Below are 24,832 nucleotides of genomic sequence, written 5' to 3'. Positions count from 1 at the left end.
TCTCCTACTAGGTGTTTTGAATTCGGTCCGGTGGCGACGTGTCGTGGCCGGCACGCGGGAAATCAAGCTCGGGAGCGCGCTCGTCGAACACGCGGCTCGCGCGAATGTCGGCCGCGGTAAGGAGCGTCAGCGCGGCCGTGTCGGTCGGCGCGCGCCCTTGCAGCGCGGTCTCGAAGAGGCGGTTCGCCTGACGCAGCCGCGCGCGGTCGAGCGCGTTGCGCACCGAACGCGCGTTCGCGAAGTTCGGCAACCGGATACGGCGCGCGAGGTAGTCCGAGAAAGCGAGCCGCGAGTCGGCATCAAAACGGTAGTGCATCGTTGCGAGCATGCGCTCGGCGATCTCGAGCAGTTCCGCTTCGTTGTAGTCCGGAAACGTGATGTGGTGCGCAATCCGGGACCGGAAGCCCGGATTGCTCTGGAAGAAGGTTTCCATGCGCGACTCATAACCCGCGAGGATCACGACGAGATCGTCGCGCTGGTTCTCCATCGTCTGCAGCAGGATCTCGATCGCTTCCTGTCCGTAGTCGCGCTCGTTCTCCGGGCGATACAGGTAGTACGCTTCGTCGATGAACAGCACCCCGCCCATCGCCCGCTTGAGCACATCGCGCGTCTTCGGCGCGGTGTGGCCGATGTACTGGCCGACGAGATCGTCGCGCGTGACCGACACCAGGTGATTGCGGCGAATGTAGCCGAGCCGGTGCAGCACCTCGGCCATCCGGAGCGCGACAGTGGTCTTGCCGGTGCCCGGATTGCCTGAAAAGCACATGTGCAGCGTCGGCGCGCCGCTCGCGAGGCCGAGCGACTCGCGCGCACGCTCGACCAGCAAGTGCGCAGCGATTTCGCGAATGCGCGTCTTCACGGGCACGAGACCGACCAGGTCGCGATCGAGTTCCGCCAGCACGTCGCCGATGCCCGAGTCACGATAGAGCGCCGCGAGATCGACGCGCGACGGCTCGCCCGGCGCCTCCGGTGCATCGGTTTGCGTGGCGGACAGCCTGTCCAGTGTGGCATCGACGGTCATCGTGATCCCCTTGTCGTGATTCGCATCGCAAAAGTGCCGCTCAACGGGTCGCGCCGTAGCGCTCCCCTGCCGGCCGGTCGCCCGCGTAGCTCGTCAAGCTGTAGCGCTGCGTGCGGCCCCATCCTTCCTCGCGATTGAGGCGGAAGCCCGGTTCGTCGGCGGGCCGGTTGACAATGAACGACAGACGCATCGTCTCGAAACCGCGCGTCGAATCGAATGCATTGACCTTGATGTAGTGATTCGGACGTGCCGCGCGGCATGCCTTCACCTCTTGCAGCACGCCTGCCGCATCGTGCAGGTCGAACATCGGCAGGCCCCACATCTCCCAATACGTGTTGCGCGGGTGGGGGTCATCGGTGAATTCGATCGAACACGCCCAGCCCTGGCGCAGCGCGTAGTCGATCTGCAAGCCGATTTCTTCGTCGGTCAGATCCGGCAGGAAGGAAAACGTCCCTTGTGTGATTCGCATGGCAGACCTCATTGGTTCATGTAATGCTTGAAAACGACCTAAGCGTCGGACAACCGATGCAACAGCATCCGCAGCAGTGCGGCCCACTGCGTCCGCTGGCATCGGGGATGTGAAGCGACTGCTCGCTGGAACCGAAACGCCCCGCGCTTACGCCGCCGTCGGCGTGGTGGCGAAGTCCGGCGTGTCGGTCGACTCGTAGTTGAAGGTCACGTCCTTCCACGTGTCGAGCGCCTGCTTGAGCGGCGTGCACCAGCGCGCGGCGGCTTCGAGAATGTCCGGCCCTTCGTTGACGATGTCGAGCCCTTCATTGCGCGCCTTCACCATCGCTTCGAGCGCCACGCGGTTCGCGATCGCGCCCGCCTGGATGCCGCCCGGATGGCCGATCGTGCCGCCGCCGAACTGCAAGATCGCGTCGTCGCCGAACAGGTCGAGCAGCTGGTGCATCTGCCCTGCGTGGATACCGCCCGACGCAACCGGCATCACCTTGCGCAAGCCGGCCCACGGCTGTTCGAAGAAGATCCCGCGCGACAGGTCGACTGCGTTGTGCGATTCGCGGCACACGTTGTAGTAGCCCTGCACCGACAGCGGATCGCCTTCGAGCTTGCCGACAGCCGTCCCCGCGTGAGCGTGGTCGACACCGGCCATGCGCAGCCATTTCGCGATCACGCGGAACGAAATGCCGTGGTTGCGCTGCCGCGTGTACGTGCTGTGACCGGCGCGATGCAGGTGCAGGATCATGTCGTTGTCGCGAGCCCAGCGCGCCATCGACTGAATCGCGGTCCAGCCGATCACGAGGTCGATCATCACGATGCACGAACCGAGCTCCTTCGCGAATTCGGCGCGCTTGTACATCTCCTCCATCGTGCCGGCGGTCACGTTCAGGTAGTGCCCCTTGACCTCGCCTGTCTCGGCTTGCGCGCGATTGACCGCTTCCATCGCGAACAGGAACCGGTCGCGCCAGTGCATGAAAGCTTGCGAGTTGATGTTCTCGTCGTCCTTGAGGAAGTCGAGTCCACCCTTGAGCCCTTCATACACGACCCGTCCGTAGTTCTTGCCCGACAAGCCGAGCTTGGGCTTGACCGTCGCGCCGAGCAGCGGACGCCCGTATTTGTCGAGCCGTTCGCGTTCGACCACGATACCCGTCGGCGGCCCTTGGAACGTCTTCAGGTAAGCAACAGGTATGCGCATGTCTTCGAGACGCAGCGCCTTCACCGGCTTGAAGCCGAACACGTTGCCGATGATCGACGCCGTGAGGTTCGCGACCGAGCCTTCCTCGAACAGGTCGAGCTCATACGCGATATATGCGAAGTACTGCGGCTCGTCGGCCCGCGACGACGGCACCGGCTCGACCCGGTAGGCCTTCGCGCGGTACATGTCGCACGCGGTCAGCCGGTCGGTCCACACCACGGTCCAGGTCGCGGTCGACGATTCGCCGGCCACCGCGGCCGCGGCTTCTTCCGGCTCGACCCCGGCTTGCGGCGTGATGCGGAACAGCGCGATCACGTCGGTGTCCTTCGGCACGTAGTCCGGTTGCCAGTAACCCATTTCACGATATTTCATCACCCCCGCCGCATAGCGTGAGCGGGGATCGCGCGGATTGCGTGCCGCGTCAACGGCCGCCTTGCTGAAATCGTTCATGACGTATCCTCGAAAGTGACGAACGCGCTGCCAAAGGTGTGAAGCGCTTGGGTTGCACTGTAAGCAACGCATCGCATATTGGGAATTCACGATTTTCTTCTGCAAACTTAAGCAATTCTTTATCAGGGATCGAATGCGATTCAGTGCGACTCCCAGTCGTAGCCGCGATCAGCGTAGATGACTTTGGGCGTGCGAAGCGGTCGACCGCGCGTGCCGCGAATCGGCGCAATCGCGTCAACCAGCGGCAGCAGTTGAGTGACGTCGTTGCGGTTTGCGCCCGTCAGGGTCACGCTGACCGGCACCCCGTTGGCATCTACGAGGATGTGATGTTTGGAACCCGGTCGCGCGCGATCCGTGGGGTTCGGCCCAGTTTTTCGCCCGCCCCAACGGCTCGTACCGACGATGAATCGACGGCTGCGTACGAGAGGCGAAGTCCGTTGGCACGGCTCGCAACGCGGCCAGATCGTGATGGACGAGCGCAAATTGAACGTCGAGCGGCCACGCCTGCGGCGGCGAGGCGGCGGCGAAGTGCCGATCCCCGCCTACGTGCAATTGAACCAGAATCCGCGGCTCGCCGAGCGCGTGCACGACATCATGGTCACGGGCGTGTCCACGCGCAATGCGCAATGTCCTCGATCGCCTGCCCAAAGAATGCATCTCGCAAACCGCAGCGATCATGAAAGCGGCCTACAAGCTGCCGGCCAAGGACGGCATGGCCAAGCTCGAGACGCACGCAGCGTGGCTCAAGGCCGAGCTCCCGGATGCCTCGGCGGCGCTGCTCGAAGGGCTGGAGGAAACGTTCACGGTGAACGAGCTGGGCCTGACGCCGGCGCTCATGCGCGGGCTGTCGACGACCAACCTCATCGAGAACCCCAACGGCGCGGTGCGTCGTGTCGCGGGGCGTGTGAAGCGCTATCGCGATGCCGACATGGCGGTGCGCTGGGCAGCAGCGGGGTTCCTGGAAGCCGAGAAGCACTTCCGGAAAATCCTCGGCGTGAGCGAGCTCTGGGTGCTCGCCGCCGCCCTGAAGCGTTCGCCCTCGAAATCGAACATTGACCATGATCGCAAGGTTGCCTAATCTATGCCGCACCCGCCGTCCCAACCTTCAACTGTCTGTGGGACTTTGCCAGAGTTCGAAGCAAACTGATCATGACCGAAGCGTCTTCTGGTCGTTTTCGTTCATACTGGATGCCGCTCGATGCTCCCGGCCCCTTGCCAGCGGGCCAAGAGACCGGTTTTCGCCCGTTTGTATCTTGAAGTTCATGATTTTTATTCATCATGGTCGGAGGCTGTGGAGCTTGTGGGCGAAGGTGAGCGCGGTGGGCAACGCGCAGCCTTGTCCACGGTAAGCTTGCGGGTGTGCCGCAGGCGCATCGTCCACAAATCCACAGCCTGTCGTTGATTTTTGTTGTTGACGTTGGTTTGGCAAAGCTCGTGCAGCCTGTTCGCCCTTGGGGCTTACAAGCCCGTCCCGTAGCAAATGGCGCACGAGCCGAGCCGCTCGTCGAAAGCCCGAACAGTTGTTTGAACCTAATTCGCATAAGCAAGGAAGGGAAATGACGAGCTTGCCAGATTCGACCTCCGCACCAGTCACGATTGGCATTGATGTGGCGAAAGCCACGCTGGACATAGCGATAGGCCTGAAGTCGCCACCACTGAGTCTGACTAACGATTCCAAAGGCTTCGATGCCCTGCTGACGCACCTGGCGACACACCAGGTCACGCTGGTCGTGATGGAAGCCACTGGCGGTCTTGAAACAGCCGCTGCCGCTGTATTGCAGACTGCGGGTTACGCGGTGGCGATCATCAATCCCCGACAGGCGCGGGATTTTGCGCGAGCCATGGGGCAACTGGCGAAGACCGACCGCATCGATGCACGTATCCTCGCCCAGCTCGGCGAAGTCATTGAACGCAGTCCGGAGCGTGACAGGTTCGTCAAACCGCTGCCGAGCGCAGAACAGCAGGCCTTGGCGGCCCTGGTCACCCGCCGTCGTCAACTGGTCGCCATGCAAGGCGCCGAAGGCAACCGGTTGGCTCAGGGGGCGCCGGCTGCAACCAGGAAGAGCATTGACACCATCATCGAAGCCCTGACCACCGAACTCGAGCGTATCGACAGCGACATAGCCGGGCACGTTCAGGCGCACTTTGCCGATCTGTCGAGCCTGCTCGACAGCGCAAAGGGCGTCGGCAAGACAACCATTTCCACGCTGATTGCTGAGGTGCCGGAACTGGGCCAGCTGACGCGCCGCGAGATCAGCGCGCTGATCGGCGTTGCGCCGATCAATCGCGACTCGGGGCGCATGCGAGGAAAACGCACGATCTTCGACGGTCGGGGCAGCGTGCGGCGGGTGCTGTACATGGCTGCGCTGGTGGCGGTTCGCTTCAATCCTGTCCTCAAGGTGTTCTATGAGCGTCTCGTCGCCGCGGGCAAACCGAAGAAGGTCGCGCTCGTCGCCTGCATGCGCAAGCTGCTGACCATCCTCAACGCAATGGTCAAAACAGGGAAGCCGTGGGACGGCGCACCGCTCTGCTCCCGACTGCGGCGCAGCAGCGCCCAGACACGCCGGTAGCCGTAGGTAGGAAGGTGCGCCACATGGGCCTGAATCTCCTCGACCAGCCCGGCATCGTTGGTCACACGGGCACGGCGACCATCGCGCCAGTCGGACGAGCGAGCTCGCTTCACCGCCACGGCAGAGCGCGCCACGCCGAGAACTTCGCAGACCGTCTTCATCGGTCGTCCCCCGGCAGCAAGGGCGAGCGCGCAATCAGGTTTTTTGAACGGCCCCATTCCACGGCTTCTTTCAGGATTTCGACCTCCAGCGTCTTCTTCCCGAGTAGCCGTTGCAGCTCCTTGATTTCCTTGATGGCGGCGGCCAGCTCAGATGCCGGCACAACGGTTTCACCTGCCTTCACCGCCGCCAGACTGCCTTCCTGGTATTGCTTGCGCCAGCCGAACACCTGGTTGGCATTGACGCCGTGCCGACGTGCAACGGCCGACACCGACGCTCCCGGCTCCAATGTTTCCTGCACGATGGCGATTTTTTCTTGCGCCGTGCGCCGACGACGGCGCTCCGGCTCGGTCAGAATTTCGATGCTTTCCACGTAATGACTAGGCTTACTGATAGGCACAAGACTATCCCTTATTTTAAGAGAGTCCTCGTGTCCTCAGATACGTGGGGCCGCTCCAGGTCCTGCAAACTGCTGGACGTCTTTGTCATCCCGTCCTTGCCTCCCGTGTTGTCGAGGAAAACTACAAACAGCAACGGCTCGGCCTACATCGACCACCGCACGCGCAGCTTCGCTCGCGAACTGGGTCTTGAGCCGCTGACCACGCCGGTCCGTTCGCCGCAGAGCAATGGCATGGCCGAATCGTTCGTGAAGACCATGAAGCACGATTACGTCGCCTATATGGACAAGCCTGACGCACCAACAGCGCTCTCGCGTCTGGCAATCGCGTTTGAACACTACAATGAGCGCCACCCGCACAAAGCCCTGAAATACCGCTCGCCTCGCGAGTTCAGGCGTAATGCGGTGTCATCAAGCGCAACGATCACGACGTTCTTCGGCCGTCGCTTCATCATCTGCTCGACCCACTCGCCGGGGTTCTTTGAATTCGACAAGACACTGCGTGCACCGTGAATCAGGAGCGCGCGCAAGTATGTATCGCCACGCTTCGATATGCCGAGCAGGTTCACCTTGCCGCCCGTGCCTCTCTGCTCTGGCACAATCCCGATACACGCGGCAAACTCGCGACCGGACCTGAATGCCTTTGCATCACCCATCGTTGCGACGGCTGCGGTGGACGTCAGCAGCCCAACACCAGGAATCGCGCTAACTAAATTACGAATGGTGTACTCGGCGGGGTAAGGTCACCAGAAAGAAAATCAGATCGATATTGTTTCTGGGAGTTAAATAATCTCCGAACTTCTTCCCATCACTCGTTGGGGCTAGCTCTTGCAGTTCTGAAGGGGCGACTCAATATGCACGCACCCTGCAATTCTCACACCACCGGTTTCGGCAGCTACCCCCATTCAGCAAGGCTCCCCGATTTGTTTAAGCCCGACTCTTGATGCCGTTCCAGCGAAATACATCGGGGTTGTCGATCCCGAATTGATCCAGCACGCGTCCGGCGATCTGCGTCACCATCTGCTGAAAACTGATCTCGCCAAGATAAAACGACGGCACCGGCGGAAAGACGACCGCGCCAGCCTCGGTGGCGGCGGTCATGTTGCGTAGCTGAATCAGATTCAAGGGCGCCTCGCGCGCCACCAGGACCAGCTTGCGCCGCTCTTTGAGAACTACGTCCGCCGCCCGCGCGATCAGGTTGCTGCTGGCGCCGTGCGCCACGGCCGAAAGGGTGTTCATCGAGCAAGGGACAATCACCATCCCTTCGGTGCGAAACGACCCCGACGCGATGGACGCGCTGATATCCTTGTGCGCATAGACTCGGTGGGCCAGAGGCTCAAATGCCTCCCGTCCCAGATTCAACTCAATCTGCGCGTTAAGGATCGCGGCGGGCGAGAGGACCAGGTGAACCTCCCAGTCATCCGCTTGCTGCAGCAACTGCAGCAGCCGCAACGCGATCACCGAACCCGATGCGCCAGTCACGCCGACGATGAGCCGCCTCGCGCTTGTACTCATGGAAGGCTCCTCCGCACCCGTGTCATCATGCGGCCACGCCGTCGGTGAGCGCTGCCGCGACGTTGCCACGCAGCTTGACAAAGCCGGCGTCAGCATAGGTTCCTAGCGCAGCTGCCCGCAGCGCGGGATCGGCTCGAACCACGCCGATGCCTTCCAGCGCCCAAGCCTGGATCAGCCGCTCGGCACAATCCCGCTGCTTCTTATTGTCGCCGTCGGGGGCGACGAGCAGGACCTCGGCCAGCAGGGCACGCCACGAAGTGCCTTGCTCGATCACGAGATCGCAGCCGCTTTCCCTAGCCAACTCGCGGCTGCGTGCGACAAAACGCAGCGCCTTGTCGCCTTCGATCGGCAGGGCAAACACCAGCCGCAGGTAACGCCCCTGGTGACGTTCGTGAAACGCGCACCACGCGGCGCTCGCCTCGCCGCGCATCAGGGCCGCATGCGCGCCACCCGGGCCGCTAGAAACCTGACCGAGGTCTTCGAGACGCCCGCCGAGCTTCCCGGCCAAGCCGTGCAGCATCGTCCACAAAAAATCCAAATTCTTGGGCAGTCCATACACGGCACCATACAGGTTCCAGGGCGATGCCCCCGGCCCATACAGCGCTTCGTCGCTCGCCTTGTCGATCAGGACCATGTTATTGGGCACTACCATATTGATGCGCAAATCGCGCGCCGCCTCGGTCGCCGCGACGAAGGCCTTTTCATCATCCATGCGCAAGGCAAAAGGCCGATATGCCGGGGGCTGGGGTGAAATCCAGAAACCGACCTTGGTGGGCACGGCCCAGTCGCCTTGTTGATACAAGCCATCGGTGTAAGGCCCGAATCCATACTTGAACAGTTGCCAGGCACGTCCATCGTCCGTGCCAAACGCCCCCATCCCTGTACGCACTAGGGTGCCATCGCGCATCACCAATTCCAGGCCGCACTGCATCATCGCATGGTCGCCATAGGCCGTATAACCGAAGGCCCGATCCAGGATGCCGCCCATTATCGACGCATCGTCATCCCGCCCCGCGTCGACCCATATGGAGAAACCCTTGTCCTTGAGCCATCGGCGCAACTCGCCATAACTCACGCCTGGCTCCACCAGCACATACGCCGAATCCGTATCTACCTTGAGAATACGGTTCATGCGCGACAGATCGACCAGCACCGACCGCTCGGAACCGGCTGCCGGCGCCTGCAAGCCATTACCGCTGTGATTCGGCGTAACCCAGAGCGTCACGCCATCGGCCTTTGCCGCCTTCTGGATCGTCTGCACCTGCTCAACCGTTGCCGGGCGCACGGCGAACTTTGGCGTCACCATGCCAACCGCGCCGCGCAAGGCCATTGCAGCGGTACGGACAGGATCGAGCGCGATCCCAGATTTTTGCAGCAGTTCCGAAAAATTCTTCATCACTTCCCTCGTTATTGCTTGGCAACTTTAATCATGGCTAGCTCATCGACCGCTTATCTCGGCGTGTCGGACGGCAAAATCACCTGGCGCAACTGCGTCAGATCAACGCCCTTCAGTTGCGACCACGCAGCGCGCTTTCGGAGATCGATGGACGCGGGCGGTTCGCTGTCCCGCCAGGTAAAGGCACACTGGGTGCAGTGCCAGATCGACCATACCCTCTCGCCATTGTCGATCCCATGATGCATCAGGGCCGCTGCCTGCGACTCACAGCGCGGGCAAGGGGGATTGTTTTCCTGGATCGCATTCATGCGACACCTCCTTGCTGCAATTCACGCAGGCGCTGCGCCAGCGCATCGATTTCCGCACTACGCGGACGTTCCACCAGGTGCGGATCGGCACCCAGATTATCCGGGGCGACGAAACTGGTCGCGTCGATGATGAGATGGTGGCCCCTGCCCGGCACTTCGGCAGACGGATCGATCGGCACCATGGCCATATTGGGCAGCACGATAATATCTGCGGCGCGGGTCCGCGTCGAAAGCGCCCACATCACATCGTTCAGATTGAACGGGTCCACCGTTTCATCGACCAGGATGATGTTCTTGAGATACATCAGCCCGTGCGGTGTCCCCAGCGCGCGCATTGCCACCGACTTGGCGAAACCGCCATAACGGTTGCGCACCGAGATCACCGCCGTCATGCCGTGCTGATACATGGCATTAACCGCTTCGACCTCCGGGAAATCCTTCTTGAGTTGTGCGTAGACGGGCGCCGAGGTATTGAGGCCGATCAAGGTGTCGTGTTCGGTCCATCCCTTGCCGATATAAATGCTTTCGAAAATCGGGTCGGTACGGTGCGCGATGCGCGTAATGCGGAACAGCGGGACTTTGCGCACCCCGCTGTAGCTGCCCGGAAACTCGCCGAACGGCCCCTCGGTCTCGCGATGGTTGAGCAACAATTCCGCCTCGATCAGGATCTCGCTATCGGCCAGGATATCAGTGCCGTTGGCGGCTTTTGTAAGGCGTAGCGGCGCTCCCATCATCTGCGAAGCGTAGGCGTACTCGGATTCCTCGTAACCGACCGGCGTCGCGGCGAACAGCACCATCGCTGGATGGTTGCCCAGCATAACGGAAATATGCAACGGCTTGCCGTTCTGCTCGGCAGCCATGATCTGCCGCCCCATGTCGTGCGAGGGGATCGATAGCAGGGTAAAAGTGTCGCCCCCCATGGGCTGGATGCGGTAGATTCCAACATTCTGCTTGCCGAACTCGTCCGGATCAAGCGGGTCGCGGCTCACCACGCACGCCTTGCCAATGTAGAAACCCCCATCGCTGGCGTTGATACGATGCAGCGGCAATAGTTCGTAGAGGTTGAAGTCTTTTTCCCGGACGTTCTCGAATATCGGCGCCTGATCCGTTGCCACCCATTCGAGCAGCGGTTGATCAGATCCCCAGCGCTTGATCAGATCGAAAAACAGTTCGCGCACGGTGGCAGTCTTGGGTTGCCCCATCAAGATCGCCAGATTGGCGAAGCTGCCGTGAACATTGACCGCAAGGCGCTTGCCCGGATAACCGCGAATCCGATCGAAAAGGATCGCAGGACCGCCGCCGGGATCGTTGCCAGCGGCCACGGCGATATGACGGATATCGGGCTCGGGCAGCACGGCATCCGGCCAATGCACGCACTGCCCATGCTCGGACAACAGATCGAGAAAGTCGCGCAGGCACCGCACCCGCTTCGCAACCTGGTGCGCCATGGCGGACAGCGCCACGCCTTTGTCAGTGACCATGGCTGGCTCCGGGCGTTTGAATCGTCACCCACTTCCATTCGGTACAGTGATCGATGTCCGTCACCGTACCTTCACGCCCCATTCCCGATTCGCCGACGCCGCCAAAAGGCACATGCGGCTCGTCGTACAACGACGGGGCGTTGATATGCACCATGCCCGAGCGAATGCCGCTAGCCAGACGAATCGCCTCGGTCAGATTCTGGGTGTAAATGGCCGCCGAGAGACCGTAAACGGTGTCATTGGCAAGACTCAGCGCCGCTTCGGGCGACTGCACGGGATAAACGGATGTTACCGGGCCGAAGGTCTCCTCGTAGTAACACTCCATCTCCGGCTTGACGCCCGTGAGTATCGTCGGCAGACATCGGTTACCTGCCCATTTGTTGCCGGTCACGACCAGGGCACCTTGCGTCACGGCATTGTCGATGTGGCGCTGGATGCGCTCACGCTGGCGCACCGAGATAATGGGTCCGATCCAGGTGCCGGGATCGCGCAGGTCACCATGGCCGATGGCCTCGGCAGCCTCCGTGAAACGCCCAAGGAACTCGTCATGCACGGCGCTCTCGACCAGAATCCGGCTGGAGCCCATGCATACCTGCCCCTGGTAGAGGAACATCCCCATTACTGCGCCCTGTACGGCGGCGTTGAGATCGGCATCCTTGAGGACAACAAGGGGGCTTTTGCCACCCAGCTCGAGCAGGGAGCGCTTGAAGTGTCGGCCACACAGTTCGGAAAGATGGCGCCCCACCCGCGTGGAGCCGGTAAAGTTGAGGCCCCGATTCAAGGGATGCGCCACGAGGCAGTCACCGATCTCTTCGCCGAAACCGCTGATGACGTTGAAACTGCCGGCAGGAAGGCCCGCGTCGCGGAACAGCTCGGCGACCCGCACGGCAAGCACCGGCGCATGTTCGGATGCTAGCAACACGACAGTGTTGCCAGTGGCCAACGGCCCGGTGCATTGCTTCATGGCCTTGATCAGGGGCACATTGAACGGGGTGATGCAGGCAAATACGCCCAGCGGCTCGCGCACGGCCAGTGACAACCGCCCCGGCGTATCCGAAGGCAGCGTCAGTCCGCTGATGCGCCGGGGAATGCCGGCGGCGGCGCGCAAATGGGCCAGCGCGTACTTGAGCTCGAATTGCGCCTTGATGAGCGGCGAACCGATCTCGTCAATCAACACCTCGATGAAGTCCTCCGCGCGCTGCTCCAGCAATTCGGCGGCCTTGATCAGCCAGTTTTCGCGCTGCGCCGGTGCGGTTTCGCGATAACTTGCAAACGCCGCGTGCGCGGCCTGAATGGCTAACTCTACATCCTCTGGGGCGCCGCGGCTCGCTTCGGCGTAAGGCAGATCGTTTTCCGGGTTCAGGTCCTGGAAAGTAGCGCCGCTCTTAGCGTCACGGAACTGGCCATCGATCCAGAGTTGCGTCTTGACAATTGCCATTTTTGTCTCCATCAATTTTTGATTTTTGCCGGCAAGCCGATATGCGGTCCCGCTGCGAGATAACGCGACAGCGCATCAAGCTCCTGGTTACTGATCTCGGCGGGACGGAAGGCTGGCATCAAGCCGCGTCCATTGCGTACGAGGTACTTGACGAAATCGACAGTGAGATTGTCGCGCTGGATCAGCGCCGCCTTATCCATGCCGTAATACTTGGCCAGTGCGAACGTGCCGGGATTTTCCACCCCAAGGGCGTGGCACACGGCGCAGTAATGCGTGTAAACCGCCTGCCCCTTCGCCATGATGTCGGCGTCGAAAGGCCCCGCGGCCTGAGCTGCGCCCAGGCCCATGCCGCCCAGCAGCAGCGCCGCGAGCATATTGTTCAGCAAAACCGATGACACGCGCTTCATGCCTTGACCTCCTTGCGCATGGTTTTCGGCCATATCCCCATCTTGCCGGGCGATAGAATGCCTTGCGGATCGAGGGCGTCCTTCAACTTTTCGTGCTGCCGCCAGAGCGATCGGTCGTTCCAGTTGTATGTAGCGGCAATCTGGTCCATGAAATCGATGTGCGTGCGATATTCGCCATAACCGGCCTCTGACGCCGCCCGGACCAGTTCGCCAAAAAGTTTGTTTGCCCGCGCCTTCGAGTCCTCGTTATCACGCTCGAAGGTCAGGCAGAAGATATGATGCATGTCGCGCCAGCCAACGGCGAATTCGCCGCAATAATCGAATCCGGCGGCATCGCAGCGGTCGCGAATCAGAGCATATTGCCGCATGGCATCGGGCCCGGTAACCGGCGAGATGGGGGAGAAATCAATGTGAGCGCCATTGGGAATCCAGTTCATCAGGTTGTATTCGGTCATGTTGGGCACGCCCATGCCAAGCTTCTTGCGGTACTCCCACGCCGCCTCGCCCTTGCGATCCGCATCCAGGTAAACCTTGGCGCCTGGTATTCCCATGAAAATGTCGCGAATAACTTCCCAAGTGTTGTCCATGATTGGTTCCGGACCGTAGAGGGCGCCATAGAAATTCCATTCCCCAATACGTAGATCCCGCTTCATCTTTTGGCGCGCGCTCGGCGGCAAGGGACCCCTACCTGTGTAATAGTCGCTGCGGCGCACCTGCACGGCTGCATCCCAAATCAGCCCAGCCGTCACCGCCACGGCGGGAATCAGCATATTGACCTTGAGCGGACGCAAGGCTTCCGTGACCGCTTCCAGATCCTCCTCGCGCTCGAACGTAAACATGTAGGGCCGATAGCCTCGAGGCTCGGGCATCAGCCAAACACCCATCTTGGTCACTACGCCATAATTGGACTGGGTAAACAAGCCGTCCATACTGGGGCCGAAACCGTATTTGTACAGGTGGGCAGTTTGGCTGTTGGGCAAAGCCCCCATGCCCGTATTCACGACGGTGCCGTCAGCCAGAACCACCTCCATGCCGCACTGCATCATCAAGTGGTCGCCATAGGGCGTGTAGCCGACGCCGTGTTCAAGCGTGTTGGGCATGACGCCGCCCCAGGCGGGCGCTGCGCAATCGATCCACAGCCTGGAGCCGATTTTCTTCAGGTGTCGATAGAGATCGATGTAACTGACGCCGGGCTCAACCACCGCGTAACCGTGTTTCTCATTGACTTCGAGAATACGCTTCATCCGCTTCATGTCGAGGACGACGAAGCCGGCCTTGCGTGGCGCCGGGCCACCATACGCAAAATTCTTGCCGGTGCCGATGGTCCACAGCGGCGCCCCATACCGGCTCGCCACGGCAAGCACTTTGAGGACTTCCTCGATATTGGCCGGCGCCACAGCAGCCGACGGCTGATGCAATTCGGCAGGCGTGGTCAGATAGGCGTCGTTATAGGCCGGCAGATCCCATTGCGGGTCACTGAATACGTATTCTTTTCCGACCGCCTTCCGCAAATCCGCGAGGACAGCGGCGAACTTTTCGGGCAAAAAGCCGCTCGGTAGAACTTTTTGCATCAGACGCTCCTCGGGCTAGCGGCGAGCCATGCGTCAAGGTCTGAAGCTTGCCAGTCTCTGCTATGCGTATCGGCCTCAATTTTTTCCGTGTTGCCCGAAGCGCCTTGGGAAAGAGCGACAACACCCAGCAAACCAGAAGCGAAACCGATTACGCCTTTCCATTTCGCAGCACCGTCCCGCAGTTCATTTACCGCTTCCCTGGTACCGACGAAACGATGCAAACTTGCGCCATCGGAAGCACGTATGTGCGCCGACAGCAGCACCCGCCATTGCGGCTCGATATGCGTACGCAGCGCGAACGCCATGGCCGGACGCGCAATCACTGCCACAGCCATTCCGTGCACCGCTGCCTGCTGCCGCACCCCATCGAGATGCGCGAAGGTATCTCCCAGGCGCATCGGGTCATCCAGCGTCACCCATGACAGGCCAGCCGCCGAGCGCCTGGCCGCGTGCTCGAAAATCCGCCGTTCGGCAAACGACACGATCGATGCCTCGACCAGCAGTTGCAAAACGGTTATGGACGACTCCGTCGCCGCCTCGCACCCAGGAAACTTTCCTGAAGCCAGCACAGGCTCAGCCGCTAGTGAGCCGACGACTTGGCAAAATCGTCGTCTTGTAAGAACTTGCATCTAACTTCCTCCTTAGGATCGACACCGGGCGGATCACGCGCCGCATCGTAATGAATCGACATCCGCGCTGCTGTCTTTAGCGCGAGGATCGGGCCGGCGTACGCCGATCCTCCGTCTCTTGTCCAGCCGAGCCGGCCGCCACTTGGGGACTCACTCTTTCCCCTCTCATCGACTTCGAGTCGAAGCGATATGAGGGCCGAGCACGCGAGCAGCGCGCTTATGGCCACGTCGCCCTGAGGACCCCTCCGTCGCTCGGCAAGGCTCGGCGCGCGGCGTTAAAACCGGTGAATAATCCCCATCCCGAACACGAACAGGCAGCCCGACCAAGACGGCGTCGTGTTGAAACGGCGCCGACGGTCTTGCCCCTCGCGCTGATACGCCTCGAGCGCGCAGAGTCCGGTGCGCTTCGACAACGCGTAGTACTGCGAAAGGTTGAACTGAGGATACTGTGCGCTGTCGCTGGTCTCGGCGGCCCGCGTCGCGCGCGCGTAGCTGTAAACCGGCCGCGAAGCGCTGCTGCGCGCGCGCCGTCTGGTAGCCATTCGTCAGCGCCGACACGCCGATCTGCGCGCCGTTGTTGGAGGTTGTCGAGCTGGAGGCCCACGTGCCGCCCGCTGCCTTCGAGTTGTTGATCTGCGAGAACGCGACCGCGAAGCCGAGCGGCCCCGCCGCGTATTGAATGACCGCCGCCAATGTCGCGCCTCCGGTCACGCTGCCTGCGACGCCGCCGAGCGAGTACGAGCCGCTCACCGTTAAGCCTCTGATCGCCGGCGACGTGTATTCGATCGTGTTGTTGCCCCGATTGCCGAGGTTGAGCCCGTCGATGTTGCCAGGGTGCGGCCCATAGAAGCCAAAGCCAGTGAGCCACGTCGTTGGGCTGTACGGCGACAGCGTCTGGTAGTATGACGTGTATTGTCGTCCGGTCGTCAACGTGCCGTACGCCGGATTCGTCACGCCAGCCCACGCCTGCGACCGAACAGCGCGCCGCTGTAATGGGCAGCACCCGTAGCCGAGTTGAGGCCCGACTCGAGCTGGAAAATCGCCTTCGTGCTGCCACCGAGATCTTCGTTGCCCCTCAGCCCGAAGCGGCTGCCCGCCCAGACGCTGGCCTTCATCTTCACTGCGGACTTGCCGCCCGTCGTTGAGCCGAGCGAGGTTCGGCTGCTCTGGTAGCCGATCCCGTTGTCGACGGTCCCCGTAGAGCGTGACGCTGCTTTGGGCGAATGCCGGCGTCGCGCCGGCCGCAGTGGCGCAAGGGAAGGTATGTCGGAACTTATTGCGCTTCTCCATGCTTCGGGTCTCCTTCTAGCGGTCTTTAACTTAGAGATAAGCCATTAATGCCACTTTTACTGCGGCCTTCTGATAGGTCTGAATCGCGCCGTCAACCGCCTCACGGTGAATGAGCGGCAGCGTGACCAAAAAGTGCAAATGTGAACCCGCCGATCGCGGTCGTCCCGTCGTAATGCGGCGGCGCCGGTGAGACCGCAACGATCCCTACGTGCACCACGATCCACACGACGATCGAGCGCAACAGTGCGACGAACGTCGCTTCGTAATCCCACGCATTGCGAAATATTATTGCCCATCTGCACATGGCCTCTGTGAAGTGGCCAGCTCGACCGCGCTGGCAACGGAGCCGGCTAACGCGGCCGGCGGATCAGCATTGCATCGCAGTCGATCAGGTGTTGCCAGTAACGGACGCGGTGATGTAGCGCACCGCTATGCGGTTCGTGACTATCGCGAGAGCAGCGATCACGGCCGGCACGGCGAGCACCGAGAATACCGTGGCGACCGAGAAGCCGAGCGAGAGCAGCGCACCGCCGAACAGCGAGCCCAGGATGCCACCGAGCCGCCCGATGCCCAGCATCCAACTCACCCCGGTCGCCCGTGCTCGCGTCGGATAACAGCTCGGCGCGAGCGCGTTAAGACCCGTTTGCGCGCCACTAATGCAGAATCCCGCGCTAGCGACGAAAATTGGCAGCAGCGACGCCTCGAGCGTGATCGTGCCGAGCGCGAAGATGAACACTCCGCCGAGCAGATACGCCGCGCCAATCACCGCGTTCCGGTCCAACCGATCCATCGCGAAGCCGACGACGACCGCGCCCATCGTCCCGCCGAGCTGGAACATCCCCGTGATCGCCGCTGCGCGTTCGACCGGCATGCCCGCGTCCTTGATGAGCGTCGGCAGCCAGCCCGTCAGAAGATAGACAATGAGAAGGCCCATGAAGTATGTGACCCACAGCATGACTGTGCTGAACGCGTAGCCGTCAACGAAGAGCATCCGCACGGAGACGCGGGCCGTCACCGCAGGCTCGGGCGACGTGAATTGCGCGCCCGCATCGAACGTGTGGCGGCACACTCGCCCGAGGGTGATCGCGATCCGCTCGCTCGGCGTCTTACGCACGAGCATGTGCTGCGCCGATTCCGGCAACAGCCATAGGAGCAGAGGCACGCTGGCGATGGGTAGGATGCCGCAGAACAGGAAAACCGAGTGCCAGCCGAAACGCGGAATTAGCGACGCCGCGACGAAGCCGCCTGCTCCCGAGCCGAAATTGAAGCCGGTGACCGCTATCGTGAGCAGCAGCGATCGGCTTCGCGACGGAACGTACTCGGACAGCAGCGTCGTCGAATTCGGCATCGCCGCGCCGAGGCCAAGCCCCGTCAGAAAACGTAGCACGACGAGCTGCGTCGGAGTATCGGCGAGCGAGCCGAATACGGTGAATACGCCGAAACAGAACACCGAACCGATTACCACCAACTTGCGGCCGAAACGGTCCGCTGCCGGCCCGGCCGCGAGCGCGCCGATCGCGAGGCCGACCATCGCCGCGCTCATCACCGTGCCGAACGCCGCGCGGCCCACGCTCCAGTCGTGCATGATCACGGGTGCGACGAAGCCCATCACAGCTGTATCGAGGCCATCCATCATAACGATCCAGAAGCACAGGACCAGCACGAGCCATTGATACGCCGACACCTTTCGGGCGTCGATGAAGGCCTTGATGTCTTCCGACTCGACAGGTTCCATATCCCTCTCCGAAGAATAAAAGGCCTGCCCCGGTGCCTGTCGACGTTGGGTCGTTTCGTAGGTTGCCGGGTCAAGAGCAATTTACGACCCGAGGGCGTGAACTCGAATGCATCGGGGTCTGAAACCTTCGTTAAGCGCGGCATGTCCCAGCCGTATCGACATGAACCGAACTATAACCGGGTACATCTCACCGTCGTAGTGCATGGTACTTGCGAGCCTCGCCAGTTCGGATGTCAGACGCTACCGCCCCTTGAATGGTCATTCAATTTCTCCATGAATCTGCCGTCAGCAAATGACGCATTAGCGTAAGTGCATGTGTCGTGAGTGATAAAGAACTCATCTTCTGTTCAGATTGGCTTTTCTTCCCCGTATGCCCCGACCTCAATCCCGTCGAATATCTGAGGGCGTGGCTCAAGCGACAAGCACTGGCCAACTACTGTCCCAACGGTCTGAGCGAATTGCACGCCACCGCACGCAACAAACTCAAGAGCGCTCAAAAGCGACCCTCGATCATCGCGGCGTGCTGGATGCAGGCTACGCTCTGGTGATGACGTAAATTATGGAAGTCTCAGTAAAATGGCGGCCAATATCGATCGCGAAACTTCAGCGCAGATAATAAATAAAAATGGTCAAGGTCCTGGCTGGGTCAATAACACCGACCAGCGCTAACCAAGATCGCCGCCGGCAACGGGTAAAACCGTCCCCGTAATATAAGAAGCTTCGTCCGAAGCAAGGAAAAGAATAGCCGCTGCCTGCTCCTCGGGCGTGCCATACCGCCTCATAAAACTCGAGGCAACTGACTGGTCCACGATCGCCTGGTACCAATCTTGTTCGTGGGTAGAAGGCGGGACGTCGTTTCGTGGAATGCGTCTGGTACCCACATCGGTGCCGCCGGGAGCGACGGCGTTAACTCGAATTCCCTTTTCAGCATATTCGAACGCCAAGCACACTGTGAGCGCGTTAACCCCACCCTTGGCCGCAGAGTACGGTACTCTGTGGATACCGCGCGTCGCCGTCGACGACACATTCACTATGCTGCCCGAGCCCTGTGCCAACATATATGGCAATGCGGCATGGCAGCACCAAAGTGTCGGATACAGGGAACGGTTTATTTCTGCAATGATCTGTTCTTCTTTATAGTGCTCATACGGCTGCACCCAAATTGTCCCGCCAACGTTATTCACCAGAACATCAATGCGCCCCAAGGCTTGCGCTGTGTCCTTCATGATACGTTGGCATTCAGAATGTTTCTCCACGTCCGCTTGTATTGCTGTCGCTTGGAGACCTCTTCCGACAATTACCTCGCGAACCTCCATAACGATGTTTGAGCGGTCAACGAGCGCAACCTGAGCTCCCTCGTCCGCCATTGCCAGAGCCACCGCGCGGCCGATGCCCTGCGCCGCACCTGTTACGACGACTGTCTTTCCAGCAAAACGTGATCGGCCGCGCCTTGATGGTTGACCTACCTGAGAACCCTGACCAGTCATCATAATCTTTGAAAGCCTCTTTTGAATTCCGCGTGGATTGGTGGGTCAAGGACGGACGCGAGCCCGGCGCAACGAACCCTTTACGCGCGGTGAATCTACAATCTTGCCTGGCTTGCTGCGTAGAATGCTATACCAGTCACGCAGGGCGCAGCGATAACGAATCAACCCTTCGACGAAGCCGCTTGGGCACGTGGTACGTGCACCGTGTCGACTTTGACGCGGCCAAACGGCTAGTCAAGATCGCGGTCGACTTTGTCGCAGGCGGCAGTCCGCTACCTCGGGGTAGCCGGCGAACACTGCCGCAACACACGCAAGTCAAGCGACTGCGCCCCATTGTGCCTCTTCACGCGCGAGCGCTACTGGAGATGCATGCTGCGCCTATGCCTGGCCGGAGAGCGAGCCGCGCTTGATCGGCGCAGCAGCTTCCCGGGTCATGCCGGCGTTCTGTCAAACGATATGGGACCCACACAGCATAGACGCTTCGAACGACACCAAACGCTTTGTCAACGGACGCGACGGAAGCAACGCCAATTTCGCTACATATATGTACCGGTCCCGCATTCCACTAGCTTTGCTTCATCGTCACACGCGCTTTCTTCTACACCAACCATACAGCTTCTCGGGCAAGAGTATTCATTGAGCAAGCCTAGATGTGGTATTAGAAAAACCATGCCGAGGAGATGCGAAGTGTTTCTGCGGCATCTCCACACGTCTGATCGAACACTTTCTAAAAACTCTTACACGCTGTAGATATCGAGTACGGTGGGGATCAAGTCGTTAAGTACCATGATCTTCTTCTTCCGGATCCGCCAGCCACCCTCATTGGGCACCAGCAGATATTCGTATCGACCGAAAAAATGCGTCGCCTCCCCGTTGCGGAACAGATGAGTCACCCAGTTGGCGCTTGCGCTACACGTGCCATCGGCATTCGGGGACACAATGACGTTTGTCACTAGGTGACAGGTCCGGGGTAGTGGAATTGATGCGGCAGAGCGACCCGTTCGAATCCGGAACACGCGATCTTCCAGTCCGGCACGCCCGTTGTAGTACATGAGGGACAGCTCATTCTGCGGATCGATAGTGCACTCGTGTTCGGACTCCCATGCAGGAATCCAATACTCAACATTCTCATCGAAGAGAGAAAGCCAATCGTCCCACATTTGCAGATCAACATATCTTGCTTCGAGTAACAACAGCGTCGTGATGCTTTCCACTTGTTCCGTGCCGCGCATCACACTTCCCCTTTTGAATTGGCACTCATAAGATCCAACCACCGCTGATGCTGAGCCACAAAAATTCCTTCATCTTCTATACGAGCGCCGCTACTAAGCGGAGCAATTCCAAGTGCTCTCGCTCCTTCGTCCGCACCAGAAATCTCGTGGCTTGCCCCACGCGACATCTCGCTCCACCGGATCACGCTGTTTGCCGTGCATCCTTTCTGGCTTTCACCAAACTCGGTCAAGTCGTCAGGCGTTGCCATCCCGCTCGCGTTGAAAAAGTCCTCGTATTGGCGAATGCGCTTGGCACGGTCTGCCGGAGCTTCTCCAATGGGTGCAAAACAAAAAATCGTCACCTCAGTTTTATTGACCGAAAGAGGGCGAAATACGCGAATTTGAGTACTGGTCTGATCCATTAGCAAGACGTTCGGATAGATCAACAGGTTACGCAACCGTCCAACTGCCCAATCTGACTTTTCCGGACCGAGGCGCGCCGTCAGCTCTTCGCGACGTGAGTAAATAGGGCGGTCCTGCGGGTTCGTCCAGTCGGACCAGAGAACCGTATGCCCGTGGCCGAGGTCGTAATACCCGCCTCGTGCGTTGGGTAGATCGCCTACATTCATCGCCTTGTTCTTCTCACCGTGCGTCAACGACTCCGCGCGATGCCGCATGACTTGCACATAATTGGCGTGCACGGCTGCCACGTGGTAGCCATCAACCCCATTTTCGGCCTGCATTTTCCAGTTACCGTCGTAGGTGTAGGTCGAGCGCCCCTTGAGAACCTCAAGACCCTTCGGCGATTGATCAACTATAAGGTCGATAAATGCCTTGCTTTCAGCGAGATATTCCCTGATCGGCTCCGCGGAATCGTTAAGCGTCGCAAAGAGAAAGCCACGATAGCTCTCCAGTCTTACCCGGCGAAGCCCGAGATTGGCCTTATCGAACCCGGGTGGATAGCCAGCGCCGTCTTCATTCATCGGAGCAAGGAGGTTTCCGTCGCCATCGAAAGCCCATCCGTGGAACGGACATACAAAATTGCTCGTGCTGCCTTTAGTTGTGCGGCAAAGTGTGGCACCCCGATGCGTGCAAACGTTCACGAACGCGTTGAGCGCGCCAGACTTGTTGCGGTTCACAATAATTGGGGTGCGCCCGATCCAGGTCGTCATAAAGTCTTTGGGCTTTGGCAACTGGCTTTCATGCCCCGCGTACACCCAGACCTTCTCCCAGATTTGTTTCATCTCAAGCTCAAACAACTCAGGATCTGTAAAAATCCGCCTATCTACACGGCGCACGCCCCCGACCTCGTGACGGATAAACTCGCCGATTTCCCGTCCAACTCCCGTGCCTGCGTCCGCCTCAAGACGATCGTTCATATCGCACTTCTCCTATCCGCCATTCGATTGTTTGATCTAGTCCGTTATGCGCGAACCGTGGTGCAGTGCTGCGCATACCCATCCTTCCTCGACTTGGGCGGGATATACGGTAAGCGCCGACGTACACGGATACTTGCAAGCCGCGCCGGTTCGGATGTCGAAGCTACCGCCATGAAATGGGCATTCGACTTCACCATCGACGATCTCTCCGTCGGAGAGCGAAGCATTTCCATGTGTACATAGATCGTCTGTCACATAGAAATCGTTTTCCAGCCTGAACACTGCCACCGCGGGTCGACCATCAACATCGACGCGCACCACACTGTTTGCCTCAAGTTTAGCAATGCTAATGAGTCGGACTGAATCACTCACTTTTGTCACAAAAATCTCCAGCCCAAGAGTCCAGACCTATCGTCAATGGATGACGAAGGCACCACGAAGAAACACAGTTCCACGCTGCATCCAATTACCGACATCGCTTACTCCGCAGCCTATGTTCAATATATTTACACAATCTCGAGATTTATAAACTCGGTGGTTTCCCGGATAAGGCTACTCCACGGACGATGATTGCAACTCCCTCCGCGTGGCTGACGGCGCATTCTGCGACCGCCAGCCACGCGCCAGTTCTCCCATCGTTCAAAACTCAAGGTTCTGGTGATCGCTGTGGAGCGAACCAAGGCGCAGATTCGCGCCCGGGTCGAGCATCCGTTTCATATCGTCAAGAACCTGTTCCACCATCGCAAGGTCCGCTATAAGGGGCTCGCCAAGAACACGGCACAACTGTTCAGCCTGTTCGCCTTGGCAAACCTGGTGATCGCGAAGAATCGGCTGCGCTCGATACATGGGGGAATCCGTTATGTGTATGAAAAACGCACAGAGTGAACCTCGTTTTCGAGCAAAAGTCACTCCGATCGCGAAAAAATTCGTTCGCCATTCCGACAATTGAAAGCAGTCTCGTCGGAAGCGCCGCCAGCGAACTCATCGATCAGTGTTTCCTTAGAATTTCCTTAGAATGTCGTTCTAATTCCAAGCATTGCCCCAAATTGATTTACTCCGGCATTTGGTGTCGCGCCCGGTCCGCCCACACTCACTGTATATTGTGCGTTCGTACTATTCATGAGGTAAGCGACCTGCGCATAGACAGCCGTGCGTTTTGATAGCAAATATGTTCCTCGCACTACGCCCATCGACCCTCTTGTATCTTGGGTACGATCCACCGTTCTTACAAATTGCCCGTCTAATGTAAATGCCGGCGTGAATGTGTATGCAGCGCCCACATAAAAAATGTTGGAGTGTACGTTCGGTAGCGTCGCCAGGACTGTGTCGACCCTTCGCCCAATCCACCCAAACGAAACTTTCGCATTGGCTAAGACATTGATATAACCGTTCGCATAAGCGCGCGCATCTTTATCGCCGCTGTCCGAGAGAGGTATAGGCGCCCTCCCGTTGAAAAAGCTCGCGCTTGCTCCTGTACCGCCTCGCTGTTCATCATATGCGATCGAAACACCGAATAGCGGGGCATCATACTTAAGGATTGCCGACCATTGACGACAAGCTACATTGCCGGCCCCGGTCCCCGCGCAAGTGCCAGAACCGGGGGCGTTACCGGTTCCCGCGGCATCGCGCCCCCCTAAAGAATATGTTGCCCCAACCATCAGTCCCTTGAAGGTCGCGCGATATGAAATTGTGTTATCGCTGCGGACGTTTGGTAGATAGTTATCAAATGACGGCACGCCATAAATATTTACCGCTGTTACGACCGAATCAACGAGGGCCCAATAGGACATGGTGTACTGCCGACCAAAGGTCAATACACCATACCGGGTGTCCAGTCCTACAAACGCCTGTCGTCCAAAAAAGCGCCCACCCTGATTAACTGAACCATCTCGTACGTTAAAACCATTTTCAAGCGTAAACACAGCCTTCATGGATCCCCCCAGGTCCTCGGATCCGTGAATCCCCCACCTGGAAGGTAATTCTCCCGTAATTCCAGCCATACGGACTAGTCTGTTATTTCCGATTCCTGCGTGCGATATATACTCGACCCCGGTGTCCAGGACACCATATAGAGTGATGCTGCTTTCCGCTAAACAAGAGCTTGCGCATAATGCAAGTCCTCCAGCTATGAAAAATTTCGATTTCATCTCCGTCTCCTTATGTTATTTTTTGACTGCAGGATATTTCCTTCCGCGATCATGCTCATGCTTGACGTTGCGGGCCTTCATCGCAACATCGACCAACTCGATCGTTGTCTTTATCGAAGACCAAACCCATTTCTGTTCTACCTCCCGCCATGCGTCCCGAGAACATCGAGGAGCGCATTAAGTACCGGTAGCGGCAATCCGTTACCCGGGACAAAATCGGTTGGTTTCACACTCTTCACGGATATGAAATCGAGTCTCACATCAACTTTGTCAGGGCGCTACCCTCATTGCTGCATCGATATTCGGCAGTTCATAGTTGGCAGGACCGCTGCCGAGGCACGGACGATGCGGGGCTTCCACGGTGCCCCACCAATATTCCAGTTACGTCATCGTCCCCACTTGAGCGCACTTTGACCTGCGATGCCGAAGTGCTGTTTTGGCATTTCGGTAATGATCACGCGAATGGATTCGGTTGGTGCGTCAATCGCCCGGTGAATCGCTTCGGTAACCTCAACGATCAATCGCTCCTTCTTTTCCGCATCTCGCCCTTCAACGATGTACAGCTGCGCAATCGGCATGTGATT

Annotated in this window: 19 protein-coding genes and 8 pseudogenes; 5 read left to right on the top strand and 22 right to left on the bottom strand. The window is 59.5% G+C overall.

Going from position 1 to position 24,832, the window contains the following annotated elements; genetic code table 11:
• Positions 1-7 precede the first annotated feature (7 nt).
• The 4 genes and pseudogenes from cbbX to CJU94_RS38005 form a co-directional block, all read right to left on the bottom strand.
• Positions 8-1,021 carry a CbbX protein gene (gene cbbX / locus CJU94_RS38020; protein ID WP_244142344.1) on the bottom strand — a complete coding sequence of 338 codons (1,014 nt, stop codon included), beginning with the start codon at positions 1,019-1,021 and terminating at the stop codon, positions 8-10.
• Between the two features lie 40 nt (positions 1,022-1,061).
• Positions 1,062-1,490 carry a ribulose bisphosphate carboxylase small subunit gene (locus tag CJU94_RS38015; RefSeq protein WP_095423700.1) on the bottom strand — a complete coding sequence of 143 codons (429 nt, stop codon included), beginning with the start codon at positions 1,488-1,490 and terminating at the stop codon, positions 1,062-1,064.
• Positions 1,491-1,637: 147 nt separating this feature from the next.
• Positions 1,638-3,128, bottom strand: a complete 1,491-nt coding sequence (locus CJU94_RS38010) for a ribulose-bisphosphate carboxylase large subunit (RefSeq protein WP_095423699.1) — start codon at positions 3,126-3,128, stop codon at positions 1,638-1,640.
• A gap of 143 nt (positions 3,129-3,271) precedes the next feature.
• Positions 3,272-3,555 (bottom strand): annotated as a pseudogene (locus CJU94_RS38005) (transposase); the annotation flags it as partial.
• Here CJU94_RS38005 and CJU94_RS38000 point away from each other — a divergent pair.
• Both CJU94_RS38000 and CJU94_RS37995 read left to right on the top strand, forming a co-directional pair.
• Positions 3,546-4,206, top strand: a pseudogene (locus CJU94_RS38000) (IS256 family transposase); the annotation flags it as partial. The pseudogenes CJU94_RS38005 and CJU94_RS38000 sit on opposite strands and share 10 nt — an antisense overlap.
• Before the next feature lie 478 nt (positions 4,207-4,684).
• On the top strand, positions 4,685-5,698 hold the full coding sequence (locus CJU94_RS37995) for an IS110 family RNA-guided transposase (protein ID WP_095423698.1): 1,014 nt from the start codon (positions 4,685-4,687) through the stop codon (positions 5,696-5,698).
• On the opposite strand, the pseudogene CJU94_RS37990 reads toward CJU94_RS37995, so the two are convergent.
• A pseudogene (locus CJU94_RS37990) lies at positions 5,650-6,257 on the bottom strand (IS3-like element ISButh1 family transposase); the annotation flags it as partial. The gene CJU94_RS37995 and the pseudogene CJU94_RS37990 sit on opposite strands and share 49 nt — an antisense overlap.
• A gap of 129 nt (positions 6,258-6,386) precedes the next feature.
• Between CJU94_RS37990 and CJU94_RS37985 the strand changes: the two are divergent.
• Positions 6,387-6,671: pseudogene (locus CJU94_RS37985) on the top strand (integrase core domain-containing protein); the annotation flags it as partial.
• Here CJU94_RS37985 and CJU94_RS37980 read toward each other — a convergent pair.
• The 11 genes and pseudogenes from CJU94_RS37980 to CJU94_RS37925 all read right to left on the bottom strand — a co-directional run.
• A pseudogene (locus tag CJU94_RS37980) lies at positions 6,593-6,964 on the bottom strand (transposase); the annotation flags it as partial. The pseudogenes CJU94_RS37985 and CJU94_RS37980 overlap by 79 nt on opposite strands.
• 217 nt (positions 6,965-7,181) lie before the next feature.
• Positions 7,182-7,769 (bottom strand): UbiX family flavin prenyltransferase, encoded by a 588-nt coding sequence (locus CJU94_RS37975; protein WP_095423697.1) that lies wholly within the window; start codon positions 7,767-7,769, stop codon positions 7,182-7,184.
• A 25-nt stretch (positions 7,770-7,794) separates the two neighbouring features.
• Positions 7,795-9,165 (bottom strand): FAD-binding oxidoreductase, encoded by a 1,371-nt coding sequence (locus CJU94_RS37970; protein WP_095423696.1) that lies wholly within the window; start codon positions 9,163-9,165, stop codon positions 7,795-7,797.
• A gap of 53 nt (positions 9,166-9,218) precedes the next feature.
• On the bottom strand, positions 9,219-9,473 hold the full coding sequence (locus CJU94_RS37965) for a non-oxidative hydroxyarylic acid decarboxylases subunit D (RefSeq protein WP_176000397.1): 255 nt from the start codon (positions 9,471-9,473) through the stop codon (positions 9,219-9,221).
• A complete protein-coding gene (locus CJU94_RS37960; protein WP_095423695.1) occupies positions 9,470-10,954 on the bottom strand; it encodes a non-oxidative hydroxyarylic acid decarboxylases subunit C in 1,485 nt (494 codons plus the stop codon). Before CJU94_RS37960 ends, CJU94_RS37965 begins: the two co-directional genes overlap by 4 nt.
• Entirely contained in the window at positions 10,944-12,392 is a 1,449-nt protein-coding gene (locus CJU94_RS37955; RefSeq protein ID WP_095423694.1) for an aldehyde dehydrogenase family protein, read from the bottom strand. Before CJU94_RS37955 ends, CJU94_RS37960 begins: the two co-directional genes overlap by 11 nt.
• 11 nt (positions 12,393-12,403) lie before the next feature.
• Complete coding sequence (locus CJU94_RS37950) at positions 12,404-12,799, bottom strand: c-type cytochrome (protein ID WP_208457579.1); 396 nt, start codon at positions 12,797-12,799, stop codon at positions 12,404-12,406.
• Positions 12,796-14,370 (bottom strand): FAD-binding oxidoreductase, encoded by a 1,575-nt coding sequence (locus CJU94_RS37945; protein ID WP_095423693.1) that lies wholly within the window; start codon positions 14,368-14,370, stop codon positions 12,796-12,798. Before CJU94_RS37945 ends, CJU94_RS37950 begins: the two co-directional genes overlap by 4 nt.
• Positions 14,370-14,999: a hypothetical protein gene (locus tag CJU94_RS37940; RefSeq protein WP_157763898.1), complete on the bottom strand. Its 630-nt coding sequence runs from the start codon at positions 14,997-14,999 to the stop codon at positions 14,370-14,372. Before CJU94_RS37940 ends, CJU94_RS37945 begins: the two co-directional genes overlap by 1 nt.
• A 275-nt stretch (positions 15,000-15,274) precedes the next feature.
• Positions 15,275-16,289: pseudogene (locus CJU94_RS37935) on the bottom strand (porin).
• A 388-nt stretch (positions 16,290-16,677) separates the two neighbouring features.
• On the bottom strand, positions 16,678-18,024 hold the full coding sequence (locus tag CJU94_RS37925; protein WP_095423690.1) for an MFS transporter: 1,347 nt from the start codon (positions 18,022-18,024) through the stop codon (positions 16,678-16,680).
• Between the two features lie 365 nt (positions 18,025-18,389).
• On the opposite strand from CJU94_RS37925, the pseudogene CJU94_RS41180 reads away from it, so the two are divergent.
• Positions 18,390-18,572 (top strand): annotated as a pseudogene (locus tag CJU94_RS41180) (IS630-like element ISCARN39 family transposase); the annotation flags it as partial.
• 117 nt (positions 18,573-18,689) lie between these two features.
• Here the strand turns inward: CJU94_RS41180 and CJU94_RS37920 are convergent.
• From CJU94_RS37920 to CJU94_RS37905, 4 genes are all read right to left on the bottom strand, one after another.
• A complete protein-coding gene (locus CJU94_RS37920; protein WP_095423804.1) occupies positions 18,690-19,511 on the bottom strand; it encodes a 1,6-dihydroxycyclohexa-2,4-diene-1-carboxylate dehydrogenase in 822 nt (273 codons plus the stop codon).
• Between the two features lie 737 nt (positions 19,512-20,248).
• Positions 20,249-20,743 (bottom strand): aromatic-ring-hydroxylating dioxygenase subunit beta, encoded by a 495-nt coding sequence (locus CJU94_RS37915; RefSeq protein WP_095423689.1) that lies wholly within the window; start codon positions 20,741-20,743, stop codon positions 20,249-20,251.
• Entirely contained in the window at positions 20,743-22,101 is a 1,359-nt protein-coding gene (locus CJU94_RS37910; RefSeq protein WP_095423688.1) for an SRPBCC family protein, read from the bottom strand. The genes CJU94_RS37915 and CJU94_RS37910 overlap by 1 nt, the downstream gene beginning before the upstream one ends.
• A 36-nt stretch (positions 22,102-22,137) precedes the next feature.
• Positions 22,138-22,473, bottom strand: a complete 336-nt coding sequence (locus tag CJU94_RS37905; protein ID WP_095423803.1) for a non-heme iron oxygenase ferredoxin subunit — start codon at positions 22,471-22,473, stop codon at positions 22,138-22,140.
• A 273-nt stretch (positions 22,474-22,746) separates the two neighbouring features.
• Between CJU94_RS37905 and CJU94_RS37900 the strand changes: the two are divergent.
• Positions 22,747-22,970: pseudogene (locus tag CJU94_RS37900) on the top strand (transposase); the annotation flags it as partial.
• A 141-nt stretch (positions 22,971-23,111) separates the two neighbouring features.
• On the opposite strand, the gene CJU94_RS37895 reads toward CJU94_RS37900, so the two are convergent.
• Both CJU94_RS37895 and CJU94_RS37890 read right to left on the bottom strand, forming a co-directional pair.
• Complete coding sequence (locus CJU94_RS37895) at positions 23,112-24,248, bottom strand: porin (protein WP_095423687.1); 1,137 nt, start codon at positions 24,246-24,248, stop codon at positions 23,112-23,114.
• A gap of 386 nt (positions 24,249-24,634) precedes the next feature.
• The gene (locus CJU94_RS37890; RefSeq protein WP_095423686.1) at positions 24,635-24,826 is read right to left on the bottom strand and encodes a 2-hydroxymuconate tautomerase; all 192 of its coding nucleotides are present in this window, start codon (positions 24,824-24,826) and stop codon (positions 24,635-24,637) included.
• Positions 24,827-24,832 lie beyond the last annotated feature (6 nt).

Origin of the sequence: Paraburkholderia aromaticivorans (assembly GCF_002278075.1) — a bacterium.
GTDB classification, from domain to species: Bacteria; Pseudomonadota; Gammaproteobacteria; order Burkholderiales; family Burkholderiaceae; genus Paraburkholderia; species Paraburkholderia aromaticivorans.
The sequence above is the reverse complement of the archived record's forward strand: the minus strand, read 5'-3'. Positions and strand labels throughout refer to the sequence as shown.

Bases quoted from the DNA above. Each gene is read 5' to 3' on its own strand.
- CJU94_RS37910 (WP_095423688.1), bottom strand. From the start codon at position 22,101: ATGAACGATCGTCTTGAGGCGGACGCAGGCACGGGAGTTGGACGGGAA.
- CJU94_RS37915 (WP_095423689.1), bottom strand. From the start codon at position 20,743: ATGCGCGGCACGGAACAAGTGGAAAGCATCACGACGCTGTTGTTACTC.
- CJU94_RS37940 (WP_157763898.1), bottom strand. From the start codon at position 14,999: ATGCAAGTTCTTACAAGACGACGATTTTGCCAAGTCGTCGGCTCACTA.
- CJU94_RS37970 (WP_095423696.1), bottom strand. From the start codon at position 9,165: ATGAAGAATTTTTCGGAACTGCTGCAAAAATCTGGGATCGCGCTCGAT.
- CJU94_RS37975 (WP_095423697.1), bottom strand. From the start codon at position 7,769: ATGAGTACAAGCGCGAGGCGGCTCATCGTCGGCGTGACTGGCGCATCG.
- cbbX (WP_244142344.1), bottom strand. From the start codon at position 1,021: ATGACCGTCGATGCCACACTGGACAGGCTGTCCGCCACGCAAACCGAT.
- CJU94_RS37920 (WP_095423804.1), bottom strand. From the start codon at position 19,511: ATGACTGGTCAGGGTTCTCAGGTAGGTCAACCATCAAGGCGCGGCCGA.
- CJU94_RS37925 (WP_095423690.1), bottom strand. From the start codon at position 18,024: ATGGAACCTGTCGAGTCGGAAGACATCAAGGCCTTCATCGACGCCCGA.
- CJU94_RS37955 (WP_095423694.1), bottom strand. From the start codon at position 12,392: ATGGCAATTGTCAAGACGCAACTCTGGATCGATGGCCAGTTCCGTGAC.
- CJU94_RS37960 (WP_095423695.1), bottom strand. From the start codon at position 10,954: ATGGTCACTGACAAAGGCGTGGCGCTGTCCGCCATGGCGCACCAGGTT.
- CJU94_RS38010 (WP_095423699.1), bottom strand. From the start codon at position 3,128: ATGAACGATTTCAGCAAGGCGGCCGTTGACGCGGCACGCAATCCGCGC.
- CJU94_RS37965 (WP_176000397.1), bottom strand. From the start codon at position 9,473: ATGAATGCGATCCAGGAAAACAATCCCCCTTGCCCGCGCTGTGAGTCG.
- CJU94_RS37895 (WP_095423687.1), bottom strand. From the start codon at position 24,248: ATGAAATCGAAATTTTTCATAGCTGGAGGACTTGCATTATGCGCAAGC.
- CJU94_RS37945 (WP_095423693.1), bottom strand. From the start codon at position 14,370: ATGCAAAAAGTTCTACCGAGCGGCTTTTTGCCCGAAAAGTTCGCCGCT.
- CJU94_RS38015 (WP_095423700.1), bottom strand. From the start codon at position 1,490: ATGCGAATCACACAAGGGACGTTTTCCTTCCTGCCGGATCTGACCGAC.
- CJU94_RS37995 (WP_095423698.1), top strand. From the start codon at position 4,685: ATGACGAGCTTGCCAGATTCGACCTCCGCACCAGTCACGATTGGCATT.
- CJU94_RS37890 (WP_095423686.1), bottom strand. From the start codon at position 24,826: ATGCCGATTGCGCAGCTGTACATCGTTGAAGGGCGAGATGCGGAAAAG.
- CJU94_RS37950 (WP_208457579.1), bottom strand. From the start codon at position 12,799: ATGAAGCGCGTGTCATCGGTTTTGCTGAACAATATGCTCGCGGCGCTG.